Origin of the sequence: Geothrix fuzhouensis (assembly GCF_024609325.1) — a bacterium.
Classification (GTDB): Bacteria; Acidobacteriota; Holophagae; order Holophagales; family Holophagaceae; genus Geothrix; species Geothrix fuzhouensis.
Window position 1 is genome coordinate 50,386 of sequence record NZ_JANHMQ010000001.1, and the last position, 22,601, is coordinate 72,986.

Here is a 22,601-nt window from a genome sequence, read left to right on the forward strand (position 1 = left end):
GGTCTGCCGTGAGGTTTGGAACATTCACATTGCTCCTCGTGAGCGCGGCTACCGCCGTGCAGGCTGAGGACTGCCCGTTGGTACTGAATCAACGGTTCCAGCTCCGCTACAACCAATGGCAATCCAGCCAGATGGCCACCACTTCCACCACCCAGGCCATCTATGAGGTGGAGGCGGGCATCCCCATCTTCACGTACCGTCTCGGTGCCCTGGCTCTGAATGGGGCGGTGGAGTACAACCGCCTGGCCTACAGCAACGAATCGGGTGCTGAGATCGGCCTGAACCGCTATGGCGCCCGCATCAGCCTGTTCCCCTACCGCCCGGTCCACCTCTACCTGGACTATCAGCACACCCAATCTCCGGATCTGCTGGGCTCCGGCTCACTAAAGGGTGAGACATGGGGAGCCGGCCTCCGCTATGCCAACCGAATTCTCGGGGATGTCTTCCTCACCTACCGCCATGGGGAGGCCCGGCTGGAAGGGGGCGCCACGCCGAATGCCTATCGGGATGAATGGGCCCAGTGGAAGCTGGAGACTCACCATCGCTTCGCTCAGACCCAGGTTGATTTCGAGGCCCTCCGTCAGGATTACGCACCCCTAGGTACGCCCGCCTGGCGGTACACCACCCTGAACTTGGACACGAGCACCTTCCTCGCCCGCGACTGGAAACTCCGCACGCGAGCCCAGGCGCAGGAATCCGGGGCCAGCCGCTGGTCTAATTTCAGTGCTTCGCTCTACGGGCCGATCAGCGGCGCCTGGCACTCCCTGACCAATGTTTCCACTGACGCCACCGCGACAGGATCCGTTCGCACGGCCACCAGCTTCACCTCGGAATCCCTGGTGTACGAAAGCGGTCGATGGTACTCCCATGCCACAGGGAGCTACGGCGGAGCTGATACGCCGGCCCAGGAGCGGAGCGAGCGCACCAGTTCTCTTCTGATGGGGGGCTCCTACACCCTGAATCCGGAATGGCGACTCCATGGAGACGCGGGTCTGTCGTATTTCCAGAGGTCCCTCGTTACCCAGGACGACTCCAAAAGCATCAGCTCTCTGAACCTGGGCATCGCCCGGGGAGGCGATGTGCCCGAGTTGATCCGTCATAGCCTTTTCTTCCTCAGCGATTGGAACTTCGACCGGAAGATGCGCGAGGAGTATCCCCCAGACTTCGTGCCCACCGAGCTGGCCCAGGAACTGCTGCGGCGCCGCATGCGCCAGACCGGCAGCTTCGGGTTCACCGCAGACCTATGGCGTATGAGTGACAGCAGTACCGAAGGGACTTTGGACTGGGCCCGCGTCACTGGCCAGGTCCAGACCCGAAGTGATCTGGCTTTCTACCTGATGGGCGATTTCAAACACGACAAGGGCCTGACCCAGCCCGGTCTGGATCTGCGCAGCACTGACCTGCAGGTGAATGGTTCCTACCGGATGGGGCCTACCACGTTGACTGCCTCCCTGGGTTACAGCGATGGCTACCAAAGCCAGACCGCAGTCTCGGCCACGAATCCCGCGCCCTTCGTGGGGAACCAAGTCGGCCTGAGCCGACACTACTCGGCGGGTGCAACGACCCGGCTCTGGAGGGTGCCGGTCGGCGCACTGCTCCTGCGGTACGATGCGTCCATGAATCCTTCCACCACCACTCTTTCCGCCTGGGCGGACCTGAGCTTCCGCCAGGTTTCTCTCCGGGTCCGGTACCAGACATCCCGCACCGACGGCGGCTTCCGCAACGACAGCATCAACGTGGATCTGCTGCGTTGGTTCGATACCATCTGCGTGAGGAACTGGCGATGAGGCAGGATCTCCTGTTCAAACGGATCCAGAGCCTCGCCGTGGGCCTGGCGATGGGTCTGGTGATGAATTCGACACGGGCCCAGACCCGGCCTGCGACCCCGGTGCTGGCCAAGGTGCCCACCAAGAGCGGGATTCCGATGACCCACGGAACTTGCGTCATCTGTCATAAGAATCACCACGCGAGCTCAAGCGCCATTCTGAAACTCTCCCGTGCGGCGGCGGATCGGCTCTGTCTGTCCTGTCACGAGGGCATGAATGGCGCGCCCAGCGCCGATTTCGCACCCAAACTCCCCGCATGGAGTGGCCAGGGCTCGGGTCACATGGCGGGGCGCTTCAGCTCCCGCCGAGCCGAGACTTACGCCCGAACGATTCCGGCCGGCCAATCCAGGGTGATCCGCCTGATCCAGGATTGCTCCGGCTGCCACGACCCCCACGGCAAAGAACGCGGCAAACTCCGCATGACCGCCTTTGATACCCGGGGCCAACTTCTGGATCGCCGACCCCAATCAGTGGCCGAGGTCTGCTTCGGGTGCCACGCGGGTTCGGAGGCGGCTCCCCTCACCTCCGGCAATCCGGATATGGGCCAACTGTTCGGCAAGGGTGTGTCCTCGGCCCATCGTATCGGAGCCACCGCGGCAGGTCGCCCAGAGCTCCCCAGTCTGCGCACTTCGGCATTCCAAGGGCGGCTAGACTGCACATCCTGCCATGACAACCCCGACCCGGCCGGCGCCCGGGGGCCGCACGTCTCGACCAACGCAGCCCTCCTGAAAGCGTCTTTCGGCCATGAGAAGGATATGGGCCGCCTGGGCGACCGGGTTAACGAGCTCTGCTTCCTCTGCCACGACAAGCAGTCCATCCTCGGCAATCAGTCCTTTGCCTTCCACAGTCAGCACATGGCGGGTTTCACGGGCGGAAGCCCCTCCGCCGCTGGTTCCACCCAGCCCGTTTCCGAAGCGGCGGCGGCGCTGGGGATCCGTTCCCCCCGGGACTTCCGGCCAGGACGAAGTGGGGCCTTCCAGCCTGGCTACGGCGAGCCCACCACCTGTGCCACCTGCCACAACTCCCATGGATCCTTGCGACAATCCTCCCTGATCGAGTTCGACCGGTCCGTCGTGAGCCCCTCCTCCGTGGGCGGGCCGTCTTTCCAGCGATCCGGCCTCGGCCACGGCACCTGCACCCTCAGCTGCCATGGCTACGACCACGTGCAAACGCGCTATTGACCTGTCTGCCCCGACGCCTGTCCCAGGAGCCTTCCATGCATGACGCTTCCCTTTCGCGGAACGGCTTCCCACGGATTGGAATGGTGACCCTACTCGGGGCTCTGGCTCTGGGTTTCCCGATCCAGGCCGCGCCCGCCAAGCGTCCGATCCGCGCTGCAGAACCTGCGGCGGAGCGCCTGAAAGTGATTATGGCGGTGGAGTCAGGGCTTTCCCCGGAAGCCGCCAAGGCCCGGATCGTCCGCTTGGAGAGGGCCTGGACCCGGGCCGGGGCGAAGGGACTCCTGAAGGCCCCCGAATGGCAGGAGAGCCGCCAGGAGGGTCGCCAGGCCGTGCTGGGGAAGGCCTACCTGGGCTCCCGGCCGGGGCATTCGGCCATGACGGAGGACCAGGTGCGCGCCGCATTCCTGGCTCAGGGCGAGGAGCGCCGGGTGTCGCATGTGCTGTGCAAGACGCAGGAGGACGCCGAGGCAGCCTTGAAGCGGATCCAGGGTGGGGAGGCCTTCGAGAAGGTGGCGACTGAGGTCTCCACCGATCCCAGCGCAGCCAGGAACCACGGCGACCTGGGCTGGATCCGCCAGAAGCAGCTGGTGGCTGCCTTCGGGGATCCAGTGTTTGCCGTGCCGGTCGGCGCGCTAGTGGGCCCGGTGAAGAGCGAGTTCGGGTGGCACCTGGCCAAGATCTGGGAAGCCCGGCACAAGACGGCCGCGGACTTCGCCGCAGAGCGTGACGGACTCATGAAGGCTGCCGCTGTCACCCAGCTGAAGGTGAAGCGGGATGCGGCCCTGGAAACACTTCGGCTTCGCTATCCCCTCGTCCCGGATATGGACGTGCTGGGGGCAGACCGGACCACTGAGACTCTGCCCGGTGATGACAAGAAGGTGGCAGGCCGGGTGGCCGGCACGGCCATCAGCCTCCGGACCCTGAAACGACATCTGGTCGACATTCTCAAGACCATGGGCCAGAGCCACTCACTCGGGGCCGCCACGAAGGCCAGTTTCATGGAGGGGCTGGCGGACCAGATCCGCCTGGCCGCTGCCGCCCGGCGACAAGGGCTGGACCGGCGTCCCGAAGTGCGGGCCGCCCTCTGGCTGGACGAGCGGGAACGGGCCTACGCCAGGTATGCAGAAGCCTTCCTCGCGGAAGCGAAAGTGCCCGAAGCCGAGCTGGAGCGTCATCACCAGGCTTTCCCAGACCGGTTCAGGCAAATCGGCTCACTGCGCCTGCAGGTGCTGGTGGCCGATTCCGAAGATCGTGTGAATGCGGCCCTGAACCAGGTACGCATGGGACTGCCATGGGGGGCCGCGGTGGCGCAGTTCGGCAGCGCCGAGGCCACAGGCAACCCCGAGCCCGGCTGGGTGGAGGTGGCTTCGCTCAAGACCCTGGTGCCGCCCACGCTGATGCAGCCCCTCCTGGCGGGCCCCCTGGGACAGCCTGTGGGCCCCATGCTGGGACCCGACGGCTACATGATCTTCAACGTCCTGGAACGGCGCCCCGGTCCTGTGTTGCCTCTGGCTGAGTGCCGGGACGCGGTGCGGACGGATTACCTCAAGGCGCGCGGCCAGGTCCTGGTGGACCAGAGCCTGGAGGACTGATCCCGACTCGCTTTCAACGGTCAAGGTTCCACCACCTGACGGATCCTAGCTATCGACCAGGTTCCACAGCCCCGGAATCGGCACCGCCCACATCCTGGGGCCAAAGGCTAGGATCTCTGCGCCCGTGGAGAGCACGACCCCGCGATGCAAGGCATCCCCCAGCGTCCCGGAGAGGCCCTGGAGGCCCTTGAAGTCTTTCGGCTGGCAAACCTGGCTTCACTTCCAGGCCCACCACGCGCCTATCGGTCCGCTCCAGCAAGAAGTCCACCTCCTGACCCGGAAGAGTCCGGTAGTGGGAGAGCCTGGCCCTATCCTGGGACAACCCAAGCAGCTTACGCACTTCCCCCGCGACGAAGGTCTCCATCAGGCCTCCCAGCAGGTCGGGATCCTTCTTCATCCGATCCTGATCGGCCCCCACCAGATGGGGCCGAGTTGGAGGAGCGCTTTCCTTGGGCGGACCGGTGGCGCTGGCCTACTTGTGGCAGGCGTCGCAGCCGGTGATGGCGAGCAGCTTTGGGTTCGTTGAGAAGTGGGGCTGGTGGCAGGAGAGGCAAGTGAGGGGTTTGCCGGTGGCCTTGACGGTGCGGCCTGAGGTCGGATGGTTGGCCACGGGGTGGCCGGCCTTCTTGTCCTTGTGGCAGCTCAGGCAGAGGGTCTGGACCTCGCCGCGGGGGAAGCCCTTGGCATCGCCGCCGTGGGCTGTGTGGCAGGTGGCGCAGAGGCCGTCCATCACGGGCTTGTGCTTGGAGACCGCCTTGTTGGCTTCATCCCGGAGGCCGTCATGGCACTGGAGGCAGAGGTCTTTGGGGTTGCCCGCCAGGAGTGAAGGCCGGCTGGAGGCGTGGGGCGTATGGCAGGCGGTGCACTCGCCGTTGGCCACAGGGGGATGGGGGAAGGCCTTCTTGGCAGCCGCGGCCACGCCATCGTGACAGTTGAAGCAGAGGCCAGGCATCGCCTCGTTGGTCGCGAACGGCTTGGACGAAGCGGCATCTGCGTGGCAGGTCGAACAATCGCCCTCGGCGACAGGTGGGTGTGCGGTGGTACGCAGCATGCCGGCCTGGTTCGAGCCGTGGGGATCGTGGCAGGTGGCGCAGTCCTTGGCCGTCACGGGGTAGCCCTTGTGGGCCTTCTTCAGGTCGCCGGCGTCGTGGCAGGTGACGCAAAGCTCTTCCACCGGCTGGAGGAGGCCCTTGGGGAGCTTGCCGGTATGGGCCGCATGGCAGCTGAGGCACTCGCCGGAGGCGGCAGGTGGGTGGGCGTGCTTGGACTTGACGGCCGTGGCGATGGTGGTGTGGCAGGTGAGGCAGAGGTCGAGGGGCTTCTGCCGCAACAGGCGTTTCTCCTGGGTGTAGTGCGGCGCGTGGCATTCGCGACAGTTGCTGTCCAAGTACGGCTTGTGGCCCCAGCCATCTTTCGGTTGTTCAGGCTCCCCGTGGCAGGTGAGGCAGATCTGGCTCTGGGGCTTGTCGAGCAGGGCCTCGTTGCGGGAGGCGTGGGGGCGATGACAGGCGGTGCATTCACCCGCCTGGAAGGGCTGGTGCTGGGTGGCGCCGGGCTTGGGCTCCAGGTCCACATGGCAGTTCTTGCAAAGTTGCGGTACAGGCTGCTCCAGACGGGGGGCACCGGGCGGCAGTTTGGCGCCAGGCACTGGGACCGTGTGGCAGTTGGCGCAGCTCTCGGTGAAGGGGGGGTGTGCGCCCTTCAGGATGAGGCCCTTCTTCTGCGAGGTATGGGGCTCGTGGCAGCCGAGGCAGTCCACCTTCTGGAGGGAACCGGTCAGGTGCTTCCGCTGCAGGGCCTCATCGGCCAGGTCGTGGCAGTTCGCGCAGGTCTCCTGGATCGTGGGGCCGGCGAGCATGGCCGGACCACTGCCGGAATGGGGGCTGTGACAGCTGCTGCACTGACCGTCGTTCACGGGGGAGTGGACCACCTGGAACCGGTCCTTCCGGGTGTGACAGACGTAGCAGCTATCGGGTTGTTCCCGCTTCAGAAGCGTGGCCTGGTCGCCGCCGTGGGGATCGTGGCAGGCGAGGCAGCCACCCTTGCCGGTGGCGGGCTTGTGTTTGGTGTCGCCCTTCAGCAGGCTGTCGTGGCATCCCGTGCAGAGCTTGTCCGTATCGTCTTTCAGGAGCTTGGGGAGGCTGCCGCCGTGGGGGGTATGGCAGGCACTGCACTCGCCAAGCTTCACGGGCTCGTGGAGCACCTTCCGGTTCACGATCTTCGCGTGGCAGGCTCCGCAGGCGGCGAGTTGGCCGCCCTTGATGAGCTTGGCGGACGCCGAGGCATGGGGCGTGTGGCACGCGAGGCACTGCCCCTTCTTCGCCGGGGCGTGGGGGATCTCGCCCTTTGCCACGCCCGCGTGGCAGGTGGTGCAGAGCGTCTCGGCGGGCTGCTTCAGGACGGGAGCCGTGGCAGTGGCGTGGGCTCCGTGGCAAACGAGACAGTCGCCCTGGGCGGCCGGCGCGTGCTGGCTCTTGCCCTTGACGAGATCCTCATGACAGGTGAGGCAGAGCCTCTTGGCTGGCGCGGTGAGGAGGGCCTTTTCTTCCGAGTCGTGAGGCCGGTGGCAGTCCATGCAGGCCCCGTCCCGGAAGGGAGGATGCATGGATTTGCCTTTGGCGAGGTCTGCGTGGCAGCCGGCGCACAGCTCCTTGGGCGGCGCCGTGAGGAGGCCCTTGGAATCCCCGGCGTGGGGCCGGTGGCAGGCGAGACACTTCCCTTCCTTCACCGGCTGATGCTGGACGCCGGGTCCGGGCAGGGGACCGTGGCAGTCCAGGCAGAGCTCCGGTACGGGCTTCGCCAGCTTCACAGCGCCGCCGGCGGCGGGCGCGTGGCAGTCGGCGCAGGAGCCCGGCGCGAAGGGGGCGTGCTGGCGATCGCGCAGTAGGCCCTTGGCCGCGCCGCCGTGGGGGTTGTGGCAGGTGGCGCAGGCCTCTGCTTTCAGGGGGAAGCCGCCGTGGGTCTTCGAGAGGCCGGCTACGTCGTGGCAGGTGTCGCACTGGCCCGGAACGCCCGCCTTCAGGAGGTTGCGCGTGGCGGAGGGATGGGGCTGATGGCAGGCCAGGCAGTCGTCCGTGGCCGGATGGGGATGGGCCGACGTGGTGCGGGCCTTGATGTCCGCGTGGCAGGAGAGGCAAAGCTCCTGCGCGTCCTTCCGGAGCAGGCGCTTCCGCCCCGTGTCGTGGGAGCCGTGGCAGGCGCCGCACTCGCCCTTGGATTCGAAGCGGTGCGCCGGGCGCTCCTCGGCGGTCTGCTTGAAGCCCTTGTGGCAGATGGCGCAGAGAACTCTGCCGCCACCCTCGTGGAGCAGGTTGACGTTCGCTGTGCCGTGGGGCTTGTGGCACCACTGGCATTTTCCGTCGAGGAGGGGCTTGTGGGCCGTGGTGGGAGAGGCGGCCTGGCGGACCTTGGGATGGCAGTCCTGGCATTTTTTGGGGGCGCTGCCGGCCCGACCTGGCGCGAGGCCGGCCAGCAAGGTGAACAGGAGGCAGGTGAGGATCCGGCGTGGGGAGGTCATGGCGTCGGTGGTCTCAGAAAGGAGCCCTTGGGGGGATGGGCATAACTCATCTTAGTGTCGTCTTTACTTTGTCCAAGATCTCTTAGGGGCCTCTCAAGCAGACACCGCCCGTGAATAGGTCTCCGGATTTGGTTATTTCCGACCTGGTGAGCAAACCAAGGCCCAAAGCCTCCTTGGCACTGTCACGAGAGAGTCACGGGATTGTCCGAGTCTCCGCCGGTGCCATCAGGTTTAAGAAGACAAGATTTCCGGGCCTGTTTCGGAAAGGGAACGGCTCCAGGGGGCCTTCCCGCGCCACCAGGCTCCTCACGTTTCACGGCAGGTGATGCCGGTCACGATTCGTCCATCCCCTGTGCTGGGGTCGGGAGGCAGGACCCGCGGAAACGGCGGGCGGGACCCGGGCATCACTTCTTGTGGCAGCTCCGGCAGAGGAAGGAACCTTCCATGGTCGCCCGCAGGAACGGTGCCGTGGTTCCGGGCGTGCCGTAGTTGTGGGCATCGTGGCAAGAGGAACACTGCACCTTCGCGCCCGTCACGTTCTCCGGATAGAGGCGCACGGCGACGAGGGAGGCTGCGGGTTGGAGACCGGTGTCCAGGTTGTCCTGGTAGGTGATGGAGATGGGGTGATCGTTGCTCAGGTCGGTCCCGACCAGGGCGCTGCCGCTGCTGATGCGGCCGGTGCCAGGACTGACGCCGCCCTTCGCGCTGATGTAGGTGTCGTTGCCACCGCCGAGCGGAGCGACCAGCAGGGAGCCCACCGCCACCGAGCCGTCGTGGCAGGAGAGGCAGGCCAGGCTCGGCCCCGTGGGCTGCGAATCCACGGTGCCCTTTAGGTCGGCGCCAGTGTGGTTCGTGTTGTTGTACATCGCGAACGCCGCGACGGTGGTGGTGTGATTCCAGTCCGGGATGAGCTTTGAGCTGCTTCCGCCACCGGAGTTGTGGACTGTGTGGCAGAACACGCAAGACCTGGTCGCCAGGGTCACGGAGTTCAATCCCGTGATGCTCAGGTCGTGGGCCGTTCCGTCCACTCCCGTGGCGGGGGGAAGGGCCAGAAGAAGGGTCGGTGCGAGGACGATGGCTAAGGCACGCAGGCAGATGCGCATGGCGGTCTCCTTCAACCCTGCTATCGGCTCCTATGGGAATTTATATAACAGAAGGATACGTTTAAACGAAAAAATACAAAATCATCTGCTATGAATGCAGCGAGGCGCACACTGCGGCAGCCCTCGGGAGGGATCCCCAGCGGGTCCTTCGAACCCGCGTTTGAACCGGGTTGGGTTTTCCGTGTCTGTGAGTGGCTCATCGGCCATCTGCGCCGGCCCCTTTAGTGAGCCGGAGTGCACGAAGGCGGCCTGTGGGTGACACCCCTGAGTCACACTGCGTCTGCGATGGCCTTGCCCATGTCGAATGTGCTGGCCTTGCCGCCCATGTCGGGGGTGCGCAGACCGCTGGCCAGCACCTTCTCGATGGCGGCCACGACGGAAGCACCAGCTTCGGGGTAGCCGAGGTGGTCCAGCATCATGGCGCCGGCCCAGATCTGGCCGATGGGGTTGGCGATGCCCTTGCCGTAGATGTCTGGCGCCGAGCCGTGGACGGGTTCGAACATGGAGGGGAACTCGCGCTCGGGGTTCAGGTTCGCGCTGGGGGCGATGGCGATGGTGCCCGTGCAGCCGGGGCCCAGGTCTGAGAGGATGTCGCCGAAGAGGTTGGAGCCCACCACCACGTCGAACCAGTGGGGGTTGCGCACGAAGTGGGCGCAGAGGATGTCGATGTGGAACTGGTCCACCTTCACCTCGGGGTACTTCGCGGACATGGCCTTCACCCGCTCGTCCCAGTAGGGCATGGTGATGGCGATGCCGTTGGACTTGGTGGCCGAGGTGAGGTGCTTCTTCGGGCGCGACTGGGCGAGATCGAAGGCGTATTTCAGGATGCGGTCCACGCCCTGACGGGTGAAGACGGTCTGCTGCACGGCCATCTCCTGATCGGTGCCTTCGTAGAGCCGGCCGCCGATGGAGGAATACTCGCCCTCGTTGTTCTCGCGCACCACGATGAAGTCGATGTCGCCCACCTGCCGGCCCGCGAGGGGGCAGGGCACGCCGGGCATGAGCTTCACGGGACGGACGTTGGCGTACTGCTTAAAGCCCCGGCGAATGGGGATGAGCAGGCCCCAGAGGGAGACATGGTCCGGCACGCCGGGGAAGCCCACGGCGCCGAGGAAGATGGCGTCGTGGTGGCGGATGCGGTCGAGGCCATCCACGGGCATCATCCGCCCTTGCTCGAGGAAGTACTCGCAACTCCAGGGGAACTCATCCCACTTGAAGCGCAGATCATGCTTCGCCGCGGCGGCCTCCAGCACACGGATGCCCTCGGGCACCACCTCCTTGCCGATGCCATCGCCGGGAATGACCGCGATCCTCAAGTCGCGCATGGAACCCTCCTGTGAAGAAACATGCAAATGTATCTATTTGGCGAAGGAATGGGCTCAAATCGCAGTGCAGATACCTCTTCACACTATGCGACTCAGGGGTAGACTACGCACCGAAATCCCACCCCATCCTAACCATGGAGGCTCCTCATGAGCCACGAACCCGTTTCCGGAACGGCCGCTGCCGGAGGTCTGTCCGGCTGGCAGGGTGCCAGGCCCATTCCCGCTTTGGCCACCCTGGTCCTCGGTCTGATCCTGTACTTCGGACTGCCCCAAATGGTGTCGGTGCCGGATGCCAAATTCTTCACTGGTCAGCCTGCGGCCCCCAAACCTGCCGCGACGGCGGCCGCGAAACCTGCGGCCAAGCCAGCCCCCGCGCCAGTGGCGGCACCCGTCGCTGCCCCGGCTCCCACCAAGCCTCTGACCAAGGCCCAGCTGGAGGCCAAGGCGAAGGCGGAGGCGGAAGCCAAGGCCAAGGTCGAGGCGGAGACCAAGGCCAAGGCAGAGGCCGAGGCGAAAGTGAAGGCCGAGGCCGACGCCAAGGCCAAGGCAGACGCCGAGACCAAGCGGAAGGCCGATTGGGTGCGCGGCCTGCATCTCTTCGCCATCTTCGTGAGCACCATCGTGGGGATCATCGTTAAGGCGCTGCCCATGGGCGCGGTGGCCATGGTCGGGATCGCGATCACGGCCCTGTCGGGCACTTTGGGCATCGCGGATTCCATGAGTGGCTTCTCGGACGTGGTGATTTGGCTCATCGTGTTGGCCTTCTTCATCTCCCGGGGCTTCATCAAGACCGGGCTGGGCGCCCGCATCGCCTACACCTTCATGGCGCTGCTCGGGAAGCGCACGCTGGGCCTCAGCTACGGCCTGGCGGCCACGGACCTGGTGCTCTCACCGGCCATTCCCAGCAACACGGCCCGCGGCGGCGGCATCGTCATGCCCATCATGGCCTCGCTGGCCCGCGCCTACGGCAGCAACCCCGGTGATGCCAGCGCCCGCAAAATGGGATCCTTCCTCACCCTCACGGCCTACCAGGTGAACTGCATCACCAGCGCCATGTTCCTTACAGCCATGGCCGCCAACCCCCTGGCCCAGAAGCTGGCGGGGGATCTCAAGGTGAACATCACCTGGGTCGGCTGGGCACTCGCGGCAGCAGTACCGGGCCTCGTGGCGCTGCTGGTGATCCCCTACCTGATCTACCGGCTCCACCGGCCCGAGATCACGGAAACGCCCGGAGCGGTGGAAATGGCCAAGGGCCATCTGCGCGACCTCGGCCCCATCAAGCGCCAGGAATGGGCGATGCTGGGCGTCTTCGTGATGCTGCTGGTGCTATGGATCTTCGCCAAGCAATTGGGCGACCTCAACCCCACCACCTCTGCCCTGGCGGGTCTGGCGGTGCTCCTGCTGACCGGCGTTCTCAACTGGGATGACATCAAGGCCGAGACCGGCGCCTGGGACACCCTCGTGTGGTTCGCGGCCCTGGTGATGATGGCCAGCTTCCTCAACAAGCTGGGCATGGTGCCCTGGTTCAGCAAGTCCATGGGCGGCATGGTGGCGGGCAAGGGCTGGATCGCGGCCTTCCTGGTGCTGGCACTGGTCTACTTCTACAGCCACTACTTCTTCGCCAGCAACACGGCCCACGTGGCCTCGATGTACGCGGCCTTCCTCGGCGTGTCCATCGTGGCCGGCGCACCGCCCGTGCTGGCGGCGCTGGTGCTCGCCTTTTTCAGCAACCTCTTCGCGGGCATGACCCACTACGGGACGGGGCCGGCGCCGGTGCTCTTCGGGACGGGCTATGTGGAACTCGGCGCCTGGTGGCGGATTGGGCTCATCGTGAGCGTCGTGAACATCGTCATCTGGGTGGGCCTTGGCGGCCTGTGGTGGAAGGTGCTGGGCCTCTGGTAGCTCCTACTCGCGGAAGACTCTTCTAGGGACTCCTGAAAAGAAAAGCGGAACACTGAGAACACAGAAAAGCACAGAGGACACAGAGAACAGCTATAGGGCTCCTTTCTGTGTCCTCATGTTTTGCTCTGTGTCTTCTGTGTTCCTGCTTTTTTGCTACCGTTCAGGCGAAGATCCTCGACAACCCATAGGCGACGCAGGTGGAGACGCTGACGCCGATGAGGCCGGGGATCATGAAGCTGTGGTTGAGGAGGTACTTGCCGATCCGCGTGGTGCCGGTGCGGTCCATGTTGATGGCGGCGAGGTCGCTGGGGTAGAAGGCGAAGAAGAAGTAGGCGTAGCTGGCAGGGATGAGGCCCAGCAGCAAGTTCGTGGGCAGGCCCAGGGCGTAGCCGAAGGGCAGCATGATGGTGAGGGTGGCGGCCTGGCTCTTCACGAAGGCGGAGACGGCGAACATGGCGAGGGCGAAGGTCCAGGGGGCCACCTGTACCATGGCCTTGATGTGGGCCACCAGGTAGCCCTCGTTGGCCTTGATAAAGGTCTCGCTCATCCAGGCGATGCCGAAGATGGAGACGACGGCGATCATGCCCGCAATGAAGACGCTGGAGCGGGCAATCTCGGGGGCCTTCACTTCGGTGGCGAACAGAATGAAGGCGCCGAAGGCCAGCATGATGACCTGCACCACCGTGGTCATGGGGATGGGCTTGCCGTTGGCCATGGGCAGCAGCCCGGGCTTGAGGGCGATGAGCACGATGGTGAGGACACCAGCGAAGAAGAGGCCCACGGAGAGCTTGGCCTTGAAGGGGATCACCTTGTCCAGGGTGGTGACGTCGCCTTCCAGGCCCTTGGCGAAGTCGGGATCCTTCATGCGCTCGAGGAACTCGAGGTCCTGGTCCAGCTCCTTGCCGCGGTTGAAGCTCCAGGCTGCAGCGGCCAGCACGCCGATGATGCCGGCCGGCAGGGTGATGCGCACGATGTCGAAAAGACCTACCGGGTGGCCGTTCTTGGCGGCCATGGCCAGGAAGGTGGTGACGGCGGCGGCCACGGGACTGGCGGTGATGCCCATCTGGGAGGCGACGCTGGAGATGGCCATGGGGCGCTCGGGCCGGATGCGGGTCTTGAGGGCCACGTCGGAGATGACCGGCAGCAGCGCGTAGACCGCGTGCCCGGTGCCCACGCAGACCGTGAGGAAGAAGGTAGAGAGCGGGGCCAGGATGGTCACGTATTTGGGGTGGGCCCGGAGCAGCCGCTCCGTGAGCTGCACCAGGTAGTCGAGGCCGCCCGCCACCTGGAGGGTGGCCGAGGCCGTCACAACCGCCAGGATGATGAGCATGACGTCCACCGGCGGGGTGCCGGGGGCCACGCGGAAGAAGAGCACCAGCACGGCCACTCCCAGGCCGCCGATGAGGCCCAGGGCGACACCGCCCTTGCGGATGCCGATCAGGATGGCACCCAGGACCAGGATGAATTGGATCCAAAACATGAAAGCAGGGGATATCACTGACTTCTCCTCGAAAAGAGGTCGGTGGTCTGACCATCGAACCTATGACGAATGGTAGCAGATGAAGTGGTCAAGAATGGTCAAAGGCGATGGTGGGGTGTGGAATGCGTCACAGGGTGGTTTCGAGCTGGCAGCCTGAAGGCCAGTGGTTTCAACCGCTTCCTGGAGTAGGCCTGGGGGAGGAGGGTAGGATGGCGGAATCCGGACGCCCCTTGAGCCCTCTTCCATTCCACCTCGTGACCCTCACGCATCCCACCTGGGGGGCAGCCCTGGCCTGCGCGAAGCACCTGCCGGAGGACGCCCTGCCGGAACTGCGCCTGGACCTGTTCCCCGAGGCGCATCCCGAGGCCCTGGTGGCCGCCCTGGGGGGCCGCTGCCTGGTGACCTGCCGCCGGCAGTCGGAGGGCGGCCGCTGGCCGGACGCGGACGACGCGGGCCGCGTCGCCCACCTGCTCCGCACCCTGAAGGCCCGTCCAGCCTGGGTGGACCTGGAGTGGGAGCTGCCTGTGCCGGCGAGCCTTCAGGCCGCCAGGCCCGACGTGCAGGTGCTGCGCTCAGTCCATGTGGCGCCCGGTGTTTTCGATCTGGAGCGGCGCCTGGCGGCCCTGCCCGACGGCGACGCCTTCAAGTGGGTGGGTTGGGCCGGACGCCTGGGGGACAGTGGCCGACTGCGGCCAGCCCTCGCCTGGGCCCGTGAGCACGGGATCGCCTTCTCCGCCTTTCTCATGGGGCCGAAGGGCCTCGTCAGCCGCGCCCTGCAGCGGGCCTGGGGTGGGGCCTTCACCTACGCCGCGCCAGACGACGGTCCCGCGGCGGCGCCGGGTCAGCTCCCCTTGGCGACCCTCCGGGCCTGGCGCTGCGAGCACCTCCACCGGGGCCACGGCCTCTGCGGCGTCATCGGGGATCCCGTGCTGCACTCCCGGGGTCCAGCCTTCCACAATCCTCGATTCCAGCAGGCGGGCAAGGATCTGGTATACATTCCGCTGCTGTGCGGTGACGCCGATGAGGCCGTGGAGGCCCTGGAGGCGCTCGGCATCCTGGGGCTCAGCATCACCGCGCCTCTCAAGCTGTCCCTGCCGCAGGCCCTCGGCCTGAAAGGCCCCCTGAATACCCTCTGGCGCCGGGCGTCTGGACAGCCCTGGCGGGGGGCCAATACGGATGCGGAAGCGCTTGGACAGTCGTTGTCGAAGCTGGCTCCAGGTCCGGTGCTGCTCCTCGGCGGTGGCGGTGTGGGCCGCACGAGCCGCGAGGTGCTGGAAGCCGCGGGCCGCCCCGTCCTCCAAGTCTCGCGTCAAGCACCCACCACCTCGGCCACCGTGGCCGCTTTCGCACCCGTGGGCGTGGTGCAGGCCACCAGCCTGGGAATGGCGCCGGAAGATCCCCCGCCTTTCCCCGACCTCCTGCAGGCCACGCTCCCCAGCGCCCGCTGGGCCCTGGAGTGGATCTACAAGGAGGACACCGCCTTCGTGACCTGGGCCCGCAAGGCCGGTCTGGATCTGGTCTCCGGCGCGGCCCTTTTCGAAGCCCAGGCGGAAGGCCAGAGCCGCCGGTTCATTGAAGGCTGCGGGGGACCAAGCTGACAGCCGCCAGCTGATAGCTAATAGCTGATAGCTTCTACCTATGGACCTCCTGCTCGTCGAGGACAAGGACAGCTTCCGGCGCCTGCTCACCCAGGCGCTGGAGGGTTCGGCCTGGTCCGTGCGGGCCGTGGCGGATCCACAGGAGGCGCTGCGGGCCCTGGAGGCGGCGCCTTCTCATGTGCTGGTCACGGACCTGCGGCTGCCGGGCATGAGCGGGCTGGAGCTGATCCGGCGGGCCCGCCAGCTGGATCCCACCCTCCGGGTGGTCCTGATGTCTGCCTTCGGAGAGCCCCGGGACATCGTGGAGGCCATGCGCCTGGGTGCGGAGGACTTCCTGCCCAAGCCCTTCGATCTGGAGGTCTTCCTGGCCCTGCTGGACCGTCTGCGGGCCCTGGTGGGCGCGCCGCCCCCGGACCCTGCCGAGCCCTGGATCGCCCACAGCACTCCCATGCAGGCCCTCGACCAGGCCTTGCGCCGGGCGGCGGGTACCGCGCTGCCGGTGCTCTTCGTGGGAGAGCACGGAGCTGGGAAAGGCCGCTCCGCCCGGCGCCTGCACACCCTCCGGCATCCTGGAGCGCCCTACCTGAGTCTGGCCGCGGCCACCCTGGGCTCCGAAGGGCCGGATCCGGGGATACTGCAGCTGGTGCAAGGAGGGAGCCTGTATTTGGCGGGGTTGGAACACCTGGCGCCCGAGGCGGCGGCGCCCCTGGCCCGGATCATCGACAAGGTCGGTTCGGGATTCCATTGGATGGCCGGGCTGGACGCTGGCGCGACGCTGGCCCCGGACCTGGCCCAGCGCCTGGGTTCCCTCGAGTTGCGGGTGCCACCGCTGCGTGAGCGCCGGGAAGACCTTCTGGCCTTGGCCAAAGCGCTGCTGGAACGGCACACCCGCCGGGAGGGCCGCCCGGCGCCTTGGCTTGAGCGGCCGGCCGAACGCCAGCTGCTTGACTATGCCTGGCCCGGGAACGTACGGGAGCTGGAGGCGTTGTTGAGCCGGACCCTGGGCCTTTCGGATGGGCCCGCCATTCGGGCGTTTCCGGATCTGGAGTTGGGGTGTTCGGAGCTCTTGAGCCTGCCCTGGCCCGAACGAGGGCCCCTGGACGCGATGGTGCGGGCCGCGTCGCGGTCTGCGGAGGCCCAGCTGCTTCGGCGCACTCTGGCTCAGGCCGACGGCGACCTCCCACGGGCGGCGGAGCTGCTTGGTCTCACGCTGCGAAGCCTGGCTCAGCGCTTGCGGGACCAGGGCATCCCTCTCGAAGATAGAGACAGCCCCGTGCCCCGGAAGGCCCCATGACCCCGGATCCAGCCCAGACTCCTCCCGTCCTCGCCCCACCGGTGCGGTCACCGGAAGGCATCCGTCCCGCCGCCCGGGCTGGCCTCGTGGCGCTCCAGGCCGTGGTGGTCGGGAAGGATACCCAGGTGCGGCGGGCCTTCGCGGCCCTCCTGGCCGGGGGTCACGTGCTGTTGGAGGATCTGCCGGGGGTGGGCAAGACCACACTGGCGAAGGGCTTGTCCCGCATTCTTGGCGGCAGCTTCCAGCGGGTGCAGGGTACGAACGATCTGCTGCCCTCGGATCTGCTGGGCGTGCACCTCTGGGACGCCAAGGAACAGGCCTTCCGGTTCCAGCCGGGTCCAGTCTTCTGTCAGGTGCTGCTGCTGGACGAACTGAATCGCATCGGCCCCAAGACTCAGAGCGCCATGCTGGAGGCCATGGTCGAGGGGCAGGTGACGCTGGATCGCAGCACCCATCCCCTTCCGGACCCCTTCTTCGTCATCGCCACCCAGAACCCCATGGATCACGCAGGCACCTTCCCCCTGCCGGAAAGCCAGCTCGACCGCTTCTCCTGCTCCCTGCACCTGGGCTACCCGGACCGCGAGGCGGAGCGGCGCATCCTGAAGGGGGAGGCCGGTTCTGAGCGCCTGAATGCGCTGCACCCGGCCCTGGACCTGGATGGCTGGCGGCAGGCCCGGGCCGCGGTGCGGGCCGTTCGGGTGTCAGAGGCGGTGATGGACTACGCGGAGCGGATGGTGGATCGCATCCGGACTGGCGGCGGCTTCTGTTCCACCCGCGCGGTCAAGCATTGGCTCGGGCTGGCCCAGGCCGAAGCGTGGCTGGATGGGCGCGACTTCATCACGCCGGACGACTTGCAGTCCACCCTGGCAGACACCATGGCCCATCGCGGCAGCCTGGACGACCGGCGCCTCAACCGCACCGATCGGCGGGAGCAACTCGCCCGTCTGCTCAAGGATCTGCCCGTGGGGTGGGCAGGATGAGAGAGGATGAGACCGTCGGCCAGCTCCTGCGGGATGCCCGCGTGGCCAAGGGGCTATCCCGCGAGATCCTGGCGGTGGAGCTGAAGCTGCCGCTGCGCCACATCGAGGCCATCGAAGCCGACGACTGGGCCGCCCTGCCGCCGGGGCGCCCCCGACCTCTGGCCCGGCAACTGGCTCTGCGTCTGGGGGTGGACCTGGATTTCCACACAGGCGCCTTCCAGACCGTGCCCGGCGTGAAGGAACTGGCGCCTCCAGACCCCAGGCAAGAACGGCTGGAGCGCATCGTCATGGGCCTCCTCACCGTGGCCTCGATCCTGGTGGCGGTCTGGCTGGTGGTGCCGGGCCCCAGCCTCAGTCGGAAGCCTTCTGCCAGCTACCTGACCACGCTTCCCAAGGCCATCCTGCCATCCCCGCCTCCGCCTTCCACCTCGCCTTATCCGGTGCTGGGCGAGTTGCTGCCAGAGGCACCACTCAACGACCAGGGTGTGCTGATCAGCCTGCGCTCTGTGGACACCTGTGAGGTGCGGCTGGAGCCCTCCCCGGAGTCAGGCGAGGCAGCCCAGACCCACACCCTGCGGGTTTCTGAACCCTGGCGGCTCCGAATGAAGGGACCCTTCACCCTCAGCCTGGACAACGCCGGGGTGGTGAATGTGGAGGTGGCCGGTGTGCGCATTGCCCACGGTCAGAATGTGGGGGAAGCCTGGTCCGGTCGCTTCGATGCCAGCGGTCATTGGCTCCAACCGATCCCGTCCCCAGCCCCTGAGCCAGTCGAACCGCAGCCACCCGATGACGAAGCAGACGGAACCCCACCATGAGCATGAATCCCATCGTCGAGCGTTTCCTGAAGGGCACCCTACCTGAGCCCATGGCCATGACTTTGGTGGGCGGGGGCCTGCCCGTCCCGACCAAGGATCTGCTCCATGCCTTGGCCCACGCCGCCCTCCAGGAGACGCCCTATACCGCGCGCGCGCTTGAATGCTTCGGCTCGATGTCTGAGTCCATGCTTGCTGGAATCCTGCTGGAGCCGATGGATCCACCCAAGCCCCTGCAGCTGGTGCTCTGCCACCGAAGGGAGCCGGCCCTGCTGGAGGAGGCTCTCCTGAACCCATCGCTGACGGCGGAGATCATGGAGGCCTCGGTTCCCAGCCTGCCGGGTTCGGTGCTGGAGATCGTACTGAACAACCAGGTGATGTGGATCGAGCGGCCGAGGATTCTCGATTTGCTGGAAGAACATCCCGAAGGCGAGTACGTCATCAAGCGCCGGGTGAACGAGTACCGGTTCGATGTGCTGCGCCTGATCCCGGAAGAGGTGAAGAAGGAGCGCCTGGAGATCCTCGACGAGGTGCAGGCCGGACACTTGGACAAGGCCTGGGCCGAACTGCCCCTGCCCAAGGAGAAGTCTAAGGAGGAGGCCGACGCGGAGATCGAATCCGAGGAGATGGCCGCCGAACGCCGCCTGCTGGCCCAGAAACCCCTGGTGGATGACCAGGGCCAGGAGATCGTCCTCACCCTCTCGCAGCGCGTGGCGAGGCTCCGGACCAACCAGAAGATCATGCTCGCGATTAAGGGCGGCAAGGAGGAGCGCACCATCCTCATCCGCGAGGCCAACCGCCTCATCCAGGTGAATGTTATGCGGAATGGCCGGATCACGGAAGGCGAGGTGGCCTACATTGCGCAGATGCGCACCGTAAACGACGAGGTGCTGCGGATCATCGCGGGCAACCGCGATTGGATGAAGAAATACACCATCACCAAGGCCCTGGTCCTGAACCCCCGCACGCCGCTCCCGCTGGCCATGACCCACTTCAAGCGGCTGCTCGAAAGCGACATGAAGCTGTTGGTGAAGGATCGCAACGTCGCCGAACTCCTGCGTCGCGAAGCCAAGCGGTTCCTGGAACAGAAGTCGCAGGGGAAGGGGTAGGGCACCCTCCGTTTCAGCCCCAGTCTTCCTCCATCTCCAAATCAGAAGGCCCGCCATTCGGCGGGCCTTCTGATTTGGAGCGGGCGATCGGGATTGAACCGACGACATTCAGCTTGGGAAGCTGACGTTCTACCACTGAACTACGCCCGCGGCAGGGGTCCATCCTAGCGCAAGTGCGGGCCGGGGGCCAACCCTGGTCAGCCCAGGTAGGCCGCGATGACGCGCTCGTTCCGTCCCAGTTCTTCGGGGGTGCCTTCGACGGCGATGTGGCCGCGCTCCATGACATAGGCGTAGTCTGCGACTTCGAGGGCGCTCTTGGCGAACTGCTCCACGAGGAGGAGGGTGATGCCCTCTTCCTTGAGGCGCCGGATGGTGCGGAAGACTTCCTGGACGATGACGGGGGCGAGGCCCATGGAGGGCTCGTCCAGCAACATCACCTTGGGGCGAGCCATGAGGGCCCGGCCGATGGCGAGCATCTGCTGCTCGCCGCCGGAGAGGGTGCCGGCCGACTGGCGGGCACGGTCCTTGAGGCGGGGGAACAGCTCATAGATGCGGTCCAGGTCCGCCTGGGCGCGGGACCGGAAGCCGAAAAACCGGGGGAGCCTTGCGTAGGCGCCGAGGAGCAGGTTGTCCTCCACGGACAGAGGGCCGAAGACCTTGCGGCCCTCGGGCGAGTGGGCGAGGCCCAGGCGGGCGATGCGGGAGGGGTCGAGGCCCTGCACCTCCTTGCCGTCCAGCACGACGCGGCCGCGGGAGGGCCGCAGCAAGCCGGAGATGGCGCGCATGGTGGTGGTCTTGCCGGCGCCGTTGGCTCCGATGAGCGCCACCACGGCGCCTCGTTTCACGGTCAGAGAGGTGCCGACGAGCACCTCGCTGGCACCGTACCCCGCATGAAGATCATCCACCACGAGCATGCCGGTCTCCTTCACGCGGGCAGCGGTTCGGCGCCATCGGCAGGCGCGGGCCCGCTGGCCGTTCCAAGGTAGGCCTCGATCACCTTGGGATGCCGCTTGACCACGTCGGGCGCGCCTTCGGCGATGACCTTGCCGCCATCCAGCACGGTCACCTGATCGCAAAGTTCGCTCACCACATCCATGTGATGCTCGATGAGGATGATGGTGACGCCCCGGGCGTGGACCCGCTTGATGATCTCGATCTGCTGGATGACATCTGGGTGGGCGAGGCCCGCGGCGGGTTCGTCGAGGATCAGCAGGTCGGGCTTGCGGGCCAGCGCACGGGCGATCTCCAGGAAGCGCTGGGCACCGTAGGTGAGATCCTTCGCCTTGGTCCGGGCCTGGTCTTTCAGGCCGATGAGGTCCAGCAGGGCGAGGGCGTCGGCCTGCGCGCGCCGCTCCTCAAGCCGGGCGAAGCCCAGGAGCACCAGGGGGAGGGGCATCTTGTAGACGCCCTTCAGCGCGACCATCACGTTCTCGATGGCCGTGAGCTCGCTGAAGAGCTGGAGGTTCTGGAAGGTGCGCGCCACGCCAGCCCGCGCCACCCGATTGAGGCTCCCCTGGGGCAGTTCGGCACCTCGGAGGGACATGCCTCCCGAGGTCGCTGTGTAAAGACCGGAGATCACGTTCACCACGGTGCTCTTGCCCGAGCCGTTCGGCCCGATGAGGCCGTGGATCGTCCCGGCGCGCACCTGCATGGACAGCCCATCCACGGCCTTCACACCGCCGAAGTGCCGTCTTAGATCGGCCAGGACCAACATGGGGCCATCCCCCTGGGCGCGCGGGGGCAGCACGACATCCAGGTCTGAGGGTTCCGGCAGGGCCGAAGGTGGCATGCGGAACAGCTTGGCCAGGAAGATGGCCAAGAATCCCATGACGCCTTCAGGCAGGCCCACCACCACAGAAAACAGCATCAGCGCGAAGATGCCCTTGCGCCAATCCTCCGTGTTCTCCACGAAGAAACCGCCAATGGCGAGGATGCCCATGGCCACGACGGGGGCGAAGGCCTGGAAGGGGCGCGTGGTTTTCTTCAGCAGGCCCCGCAGGCCCGACACCAGGGCCACGGCGAATCCGGCCCCGCTGAAGAGGTGGAAGAGAAGGCGATTGGACAGCAGGTTGGGGAGCAGGACCACCACCGTGGCCCCGACGAAGGCGCCCCACAGGCTCTTGCGCCCGCCCAGCACCACACCAAGCAGGAGGATGATCATCAATTCATAGACAAAGCTCTGCGGCTGGAGGTACTGGAAGTTGAAGGCATAAAGCCCACCCGCGAGTCCGCCAAGGCCAGAGCCCAGAGAGAAGGCGGCGACCTTGTGGTAGTAGGTGCCCACGCCCATGGCATCCGTGGCGATGGGGCTGTCCCGCAGGGCCTCGAAGGCCCGGCCCCATTGTGACGAAAGCAGGTTCCGCATCACCATCCAGACCAGGGCCAGCAGGATCATGCACAGCCAGTAGAAGATCGCCGGTGTGATCGCGTGCCCGAACAGGGGAGGACGCTCGAGGCTGAGACCCTGGGCGCCGCCCGTGAGGCTCTCTAGCTCGTTGAGGGCCGTGGTGCTGAGGGCCGCGAAGCTGAGGGTGGCCAGGGCAAACTGCGGCCCTTCGAGGCGCAGCGCCGGCAGGGCGAGGAGCGCACCCAGGAGGAGGCCCACGACCAGCGCCGCGGCCAGCGCCGGGACCATGCCGAGGCCGAACCGGGTGACAGCGAGGCCGGCGGCGTAGGCGCCCAACCCCAGGAAGGCCACGTGACCAAGGTTCACCTGGCCCAGGTACCCCACCGTGACGTCCAACCCAATGAGGAGGATGCCGTAGATGGCCAGCAAGGTGAGGAGGCCCAGGGCGTAGGGGTTCACCACCAGCAGGGGAATGGTGCCGAGCAGGGCGAAAACGATGAGCTCGGCGCCACGGAGGAGGAGGATGCGGCGCATG

The 22,601-nt window shown here is 66.4% G+C and carries 16 protein-coding genes and 1 tRNA gene; 9 read left to right on the forward strand and 8 right to left on the reverse strand.

What is annotated here, in order from left to right; all coding sequences use genetic code 11:
- Positions 1-8 precede the first annotated feature (8 nt).
- From NOV74_RS00235 to NOV74_RS00245, 3 genes are read left to right on the forward strand one after another with little or no spacing between them, the layout of a single operon-like run.
- A complete protein-coding gene (locus NOV74_RS00235) occupies positions 9-1,787 on the forward strand; it encodes a hypothetical protein (protein WP_257308244.1) in 1,779 nt (592 codons plus the stop codon).
- Positions 1,784-3,007 carry a cytochrome c3 family protein gene (locus tag NOV74_RS00240; RefSeq protein ID WP_257308246.1) on the forward strand — a complete coding sequence of 408 codons (1,224 nt, stop codon included), beginning with the start codon at positions 1,784-1,786 and terminating at the stop codon, positions 3,005-3,007. The genes NOV74_RS00235 and NOV74_RS00240 overlap by 4 nt, the downstream gene beginning before the upstream one ends.
- Before the next feature lie 35 nt (positions 3,008-3,042).
- Positions 3,043-4,599: a peptidylprolyl isomerase gene (locus NOV74_RS00245; RefSeq protein WP_257308248.1), complete on the forward strand. Its 1,557-nt coding sequence runs from the start codon at positions 3,043-3,045 to the stop codon at positions 4,597-4,599.
- Between the two features lie 49 nt (positions 4,600-4,648).
- On the opposite strand, the gene NOV74_RS15400 is transcribed toward NOV74_RS00245, so the two are convergent.
- From NOV74_RS15400 to NOV74_RS00260, 4 genes are all read right to left on the reverse strand, one after another.
- The gene (locus tag NOV74_RS15400; RefSeq protein WP_503473173.1) at positions 4,649-4,996 is read right to left on the reverse strand and encodes a DUF4143 domain-containing protein; all 348 of its coding nucleotides are present in this window, start codon (positions 4,994-4,996) and stop codon (positions 4,649-4,651) included.
- Positions 4,997-5,071: 75 nt separating this feature from the next.
- The gene (locus NOV74_RS00250; protein ID WP_257308249.1) at positions 5,072-8,116 is read right to left on the reverse strand and encodes a cytochrome c3 family protein; all 3,045 of its coding nucleotides are present in this window, start codon (positions 8,114-8,116) and stop codon (positions 5,072-5,074) included.
- Between the two features lie 404 nt (positions 8,117-8,520).
- On the reverse strand, positions 8,521-9,219 hold the full coding sequence (locus NOV74_RS00255; protein WP_257308251.1) for a cytochrome c3 family protein: 699 nt from the start codon (positions 9,217-9,219) through the stop codon (positions 8,521-8,523).
- A gap of 269 nt (positions 9,220-9,488) precedes the next feature.
- The gene (locus NOV74_RS00260) at positions 9,489-10,544 is read right to left on the reverse strand and encodes a tartrate dehydrogenase (RefSeq protein ID WP_257308253.1); all 1,056 of its coding nucleotides are present in this window, start codon (positions 10,542-10,544) and stop codon (positions 9,489-9,491) included.
- Between the two features lie 147 nt (positions 10,545-10,691).
- Here NOV74_RS00260 and NOV74_RS00265 point away from each other — a divergent pair, with 147 nt between their 5' ends.
- Positions 10,692-12,446, forward strand: a complete 1,755-nt coding sequence (locus NOV74_RS00265; RefSeq protein ID WP_257308254.1) for an anion permease — start codon at positions 10,692-10,694, stop codon at positions 12,444-12,446.
- A gap of 160 nt (positions 12,447-12,606) precedes the next feature.
- On the opposite strand, the gene NOV74_RS00270 is transcribed toward NOV74_RS00265, so the two are convergent.
- A complete protein-coding gene (locus NOV74_RS00270; protein ID WP_306672304.1) occupies positions 12,607-13,926 on the reverse strand; it encodes an anaerobic C4-dicarboxylate transporter in 1,320 nt (439 codons plus the stop codon).
- A gap of 230 nt (positions 13,927-14,156) precedes the next feature.
- Here NOV74_RS00270 and NOV74_RS00275 point away from each other — a divergent pair, with 230 nt between their 5' ends.
- Genes NOV74_RS00275 through NOV74_RS00295 form a run of 5 tightly spaced genes read left to right on the forward strand, consistent with a single transcriptional unit; the run spans position 14,157 to position 19,719 of the window.
- Complete coding sequence (locus tag NOV74_RS00275; protein ID WP_257308258.1) at positions 14,157-15,524, forward strand: type I 3-dehydroquinate dehydratase; 1,368 nt, start codon at positions 14,157-14,159, stop codon at positions 15,522-15,524.
- Positions 15,525-15,564: 40 nt separating this feature from the next.
- Positions 15,565-16,818 carry a sigma-54-dependent transcriptional regulator gene (locus tag NOV74_RS00280; protein ID WP_257308260.1) on the forward strand — a complete coding sequence of 418 codons (1,254 nt, stop codon included), beginning with the start codon at positions 15,565-15,567 and terminating at the stop codon, positions 16,816-16,818.
- Complete coding sequence (locus tag NOV74_RS00285; protein ID WP_257308262.1) at positions 16,815-17,798, forward strand: AAA family ATPase; 984 nt, start codon at positions 16,815-16,817, stop codon at positions 17,796-17,798. The genes NOV74_RS00280 and NOV74_RS00285 overlap by 4 nt, the downstream gene beginning before the upstream one ends.
- Positions 17,795-18,613, forward strand: coding sequence for a helix-turn-helix domain-containing protein (locus NOV74_RS00290; protein WP_257308264.1), 819 nt, complete (start codon positions 17,795-17,797; stop codon positions 18,611-18,613). The genes NOV74_RS00285 and NOV74_RS00290 overlap by 4 nt, the downstream gene beginning before the upstream one ends.
- Positions 18,610-19,719, forward strand: coding sequence for a hypothetical protein (locus NOV74_RS00295; protein WP_257308266.1), 1,110 nt, complete (start codon positions 18,610-18,612; stop codon positions 19,717-19,719). Before NOV74_RS00290 ends, NOV74_RS00295 begins: the two co-directional genes overlap by 4 nt.
- Before the next feature lie 75 nt (positions 19,720-19,794).
- Here NOV74_RS00295 and NOV74_RS00300 read toward each other — a convergent pair.
- The 3 genes from NOV74_RS00300 to NOV74_RS00310 all read right to left on the reverse strand — a co-directional run bounded on the left by NOV74_RS00300 (position 19,795) and on the right by NOV74_RS00310 (position 22,600).
- A tRNA-Gly gene (locus NOV74_RS00300) sits at positions 19,795-19,869 on the reverse strand.
- Between the two features lie 47 nt (positions 19,870-19,916).
- Positions 19,917-20,633, reverse strand: a complete 717-nt coding sequence (locus NOV74_RS00305; protein ID WP_257308268.1) for an ABC transporter ATP-binding protein — start codon at positions 20,631-20,633, stop codon at positions 19,917-19,919.
- Between the two features lie 11 nt (positions 20,634-20,644).
- A complete protein-coding gene (locus NOV74_RS00310) occupies positions 20,645-22,600 on the reverse strand; it encodes a branched-chain amino acid ABC transporter ATP-binding protein/permease (protein WP_257308270.1) in 1,956 nt (651 codons plus the stop codon).
- Between the last annotated feature and the right edge of the window lies 1 nt (position 22,601).

Bases quoted from the DNA above. Each gene is read 5' to 3' on its own strand.
- NOV74_RS00240 (WP_257308246.1), top strand. From the start codon at position 1,784: ATGAGGCAGGATCTCCTGTTCAAACGGATCCAGAGCCTCGCCGTGGGC.
- NOV74_RS00245 (WP_257308248.1), top strand. From the start codon at position 3,043: ATGCATGACGCTTCCCTTTCGCGGAACGGCTTCCCACGGATTGGAATG.
- NOV74_RS15400 (WP_503473173.1), bottom strand. From the start codon at position 4,996: ATGAAGAAGGATCCCGACCTGCTGGGAGGCCTGATGGAGACCTTCGTC.
- NOV74_RS00250 (WP_257308249.1), bottom strand. From the start codon at position 8,116: ATGACCTCCCCACGCCGGATCCTCACCTGCCTCCTGTTCACCTTGCTG.
- NOV74_RS00255 (WP_257308251.1), bottom strand. From the start codon at position 9,219: ATGCGCATCTGCCTGCGTGCCTTAGCCATCGTCCTCGCACCGACCCTT.
- NOV74_RS00260 (WP_257308253.1), bottom strand. From the start codon at position 10,544: ATGCGCGACTTGAGGATCGCGGTCATTCCCGGCGATGGCATCGGCAAG.
- NOV74_RS00265 (WP_257308254.1), top strand. From the start codon at position 10,692: ATGAGCCACGAACCCGTTTCCGGAACGGCCGCTGCCGGAGGTCTGTCC.
- NOV74_RS00270 (WP_306672304.1), bottom strand. From the start codon at position 13,926: ATGTTTTGGATCCAATTCATCCTGGTCCTGGGTGCCATCCTGATCGGC.
- NOV74_RS00280 (WP_257308260.1), top strand. From the start codon at position 15,565: ATGGACCTCCTGCTCGTCGAGGACAAGGACAGCTTCCGGCGCCTGCTC.
- NOV74_RS00285 (WP_257308262.1), top strand. From the start codon at position 16,815: ATGACCCCGGATCCAGCCCAGACTCCTCCCGTCCTCGCCCCACCGGTG.
- NOV74_RS00290 (WP_257308264.1), top strand. From the start codon at position 17,795: ATGAGAGAGGATGAGACCGTCGGCCAGCTCCTGCGGGATGCCCGCGTG.
- NOV74_RS00295 (WP_257308266.1), top strand. From the start codon at position 18,610: ATGAGCATGAATCCCATCGTCGAGCGTTTCCTGAAGGGCACCCTACCT.
- NOV74_RS00305 (WP_257308268.1), bottom strand. From the start codon at position 20,633: ATGCTCGTGGTGGATGATCTTCATGCGGGGTACGGTGCCAGCGAGGTG.
- NOV74_RS00310 (WP_257308270.1), bottom strand. From the start codon at position 22,600: ATGCGCCGCATCCTCCTCCTCCGTGGCGCCGAGCTCATCGTTTTCGCC.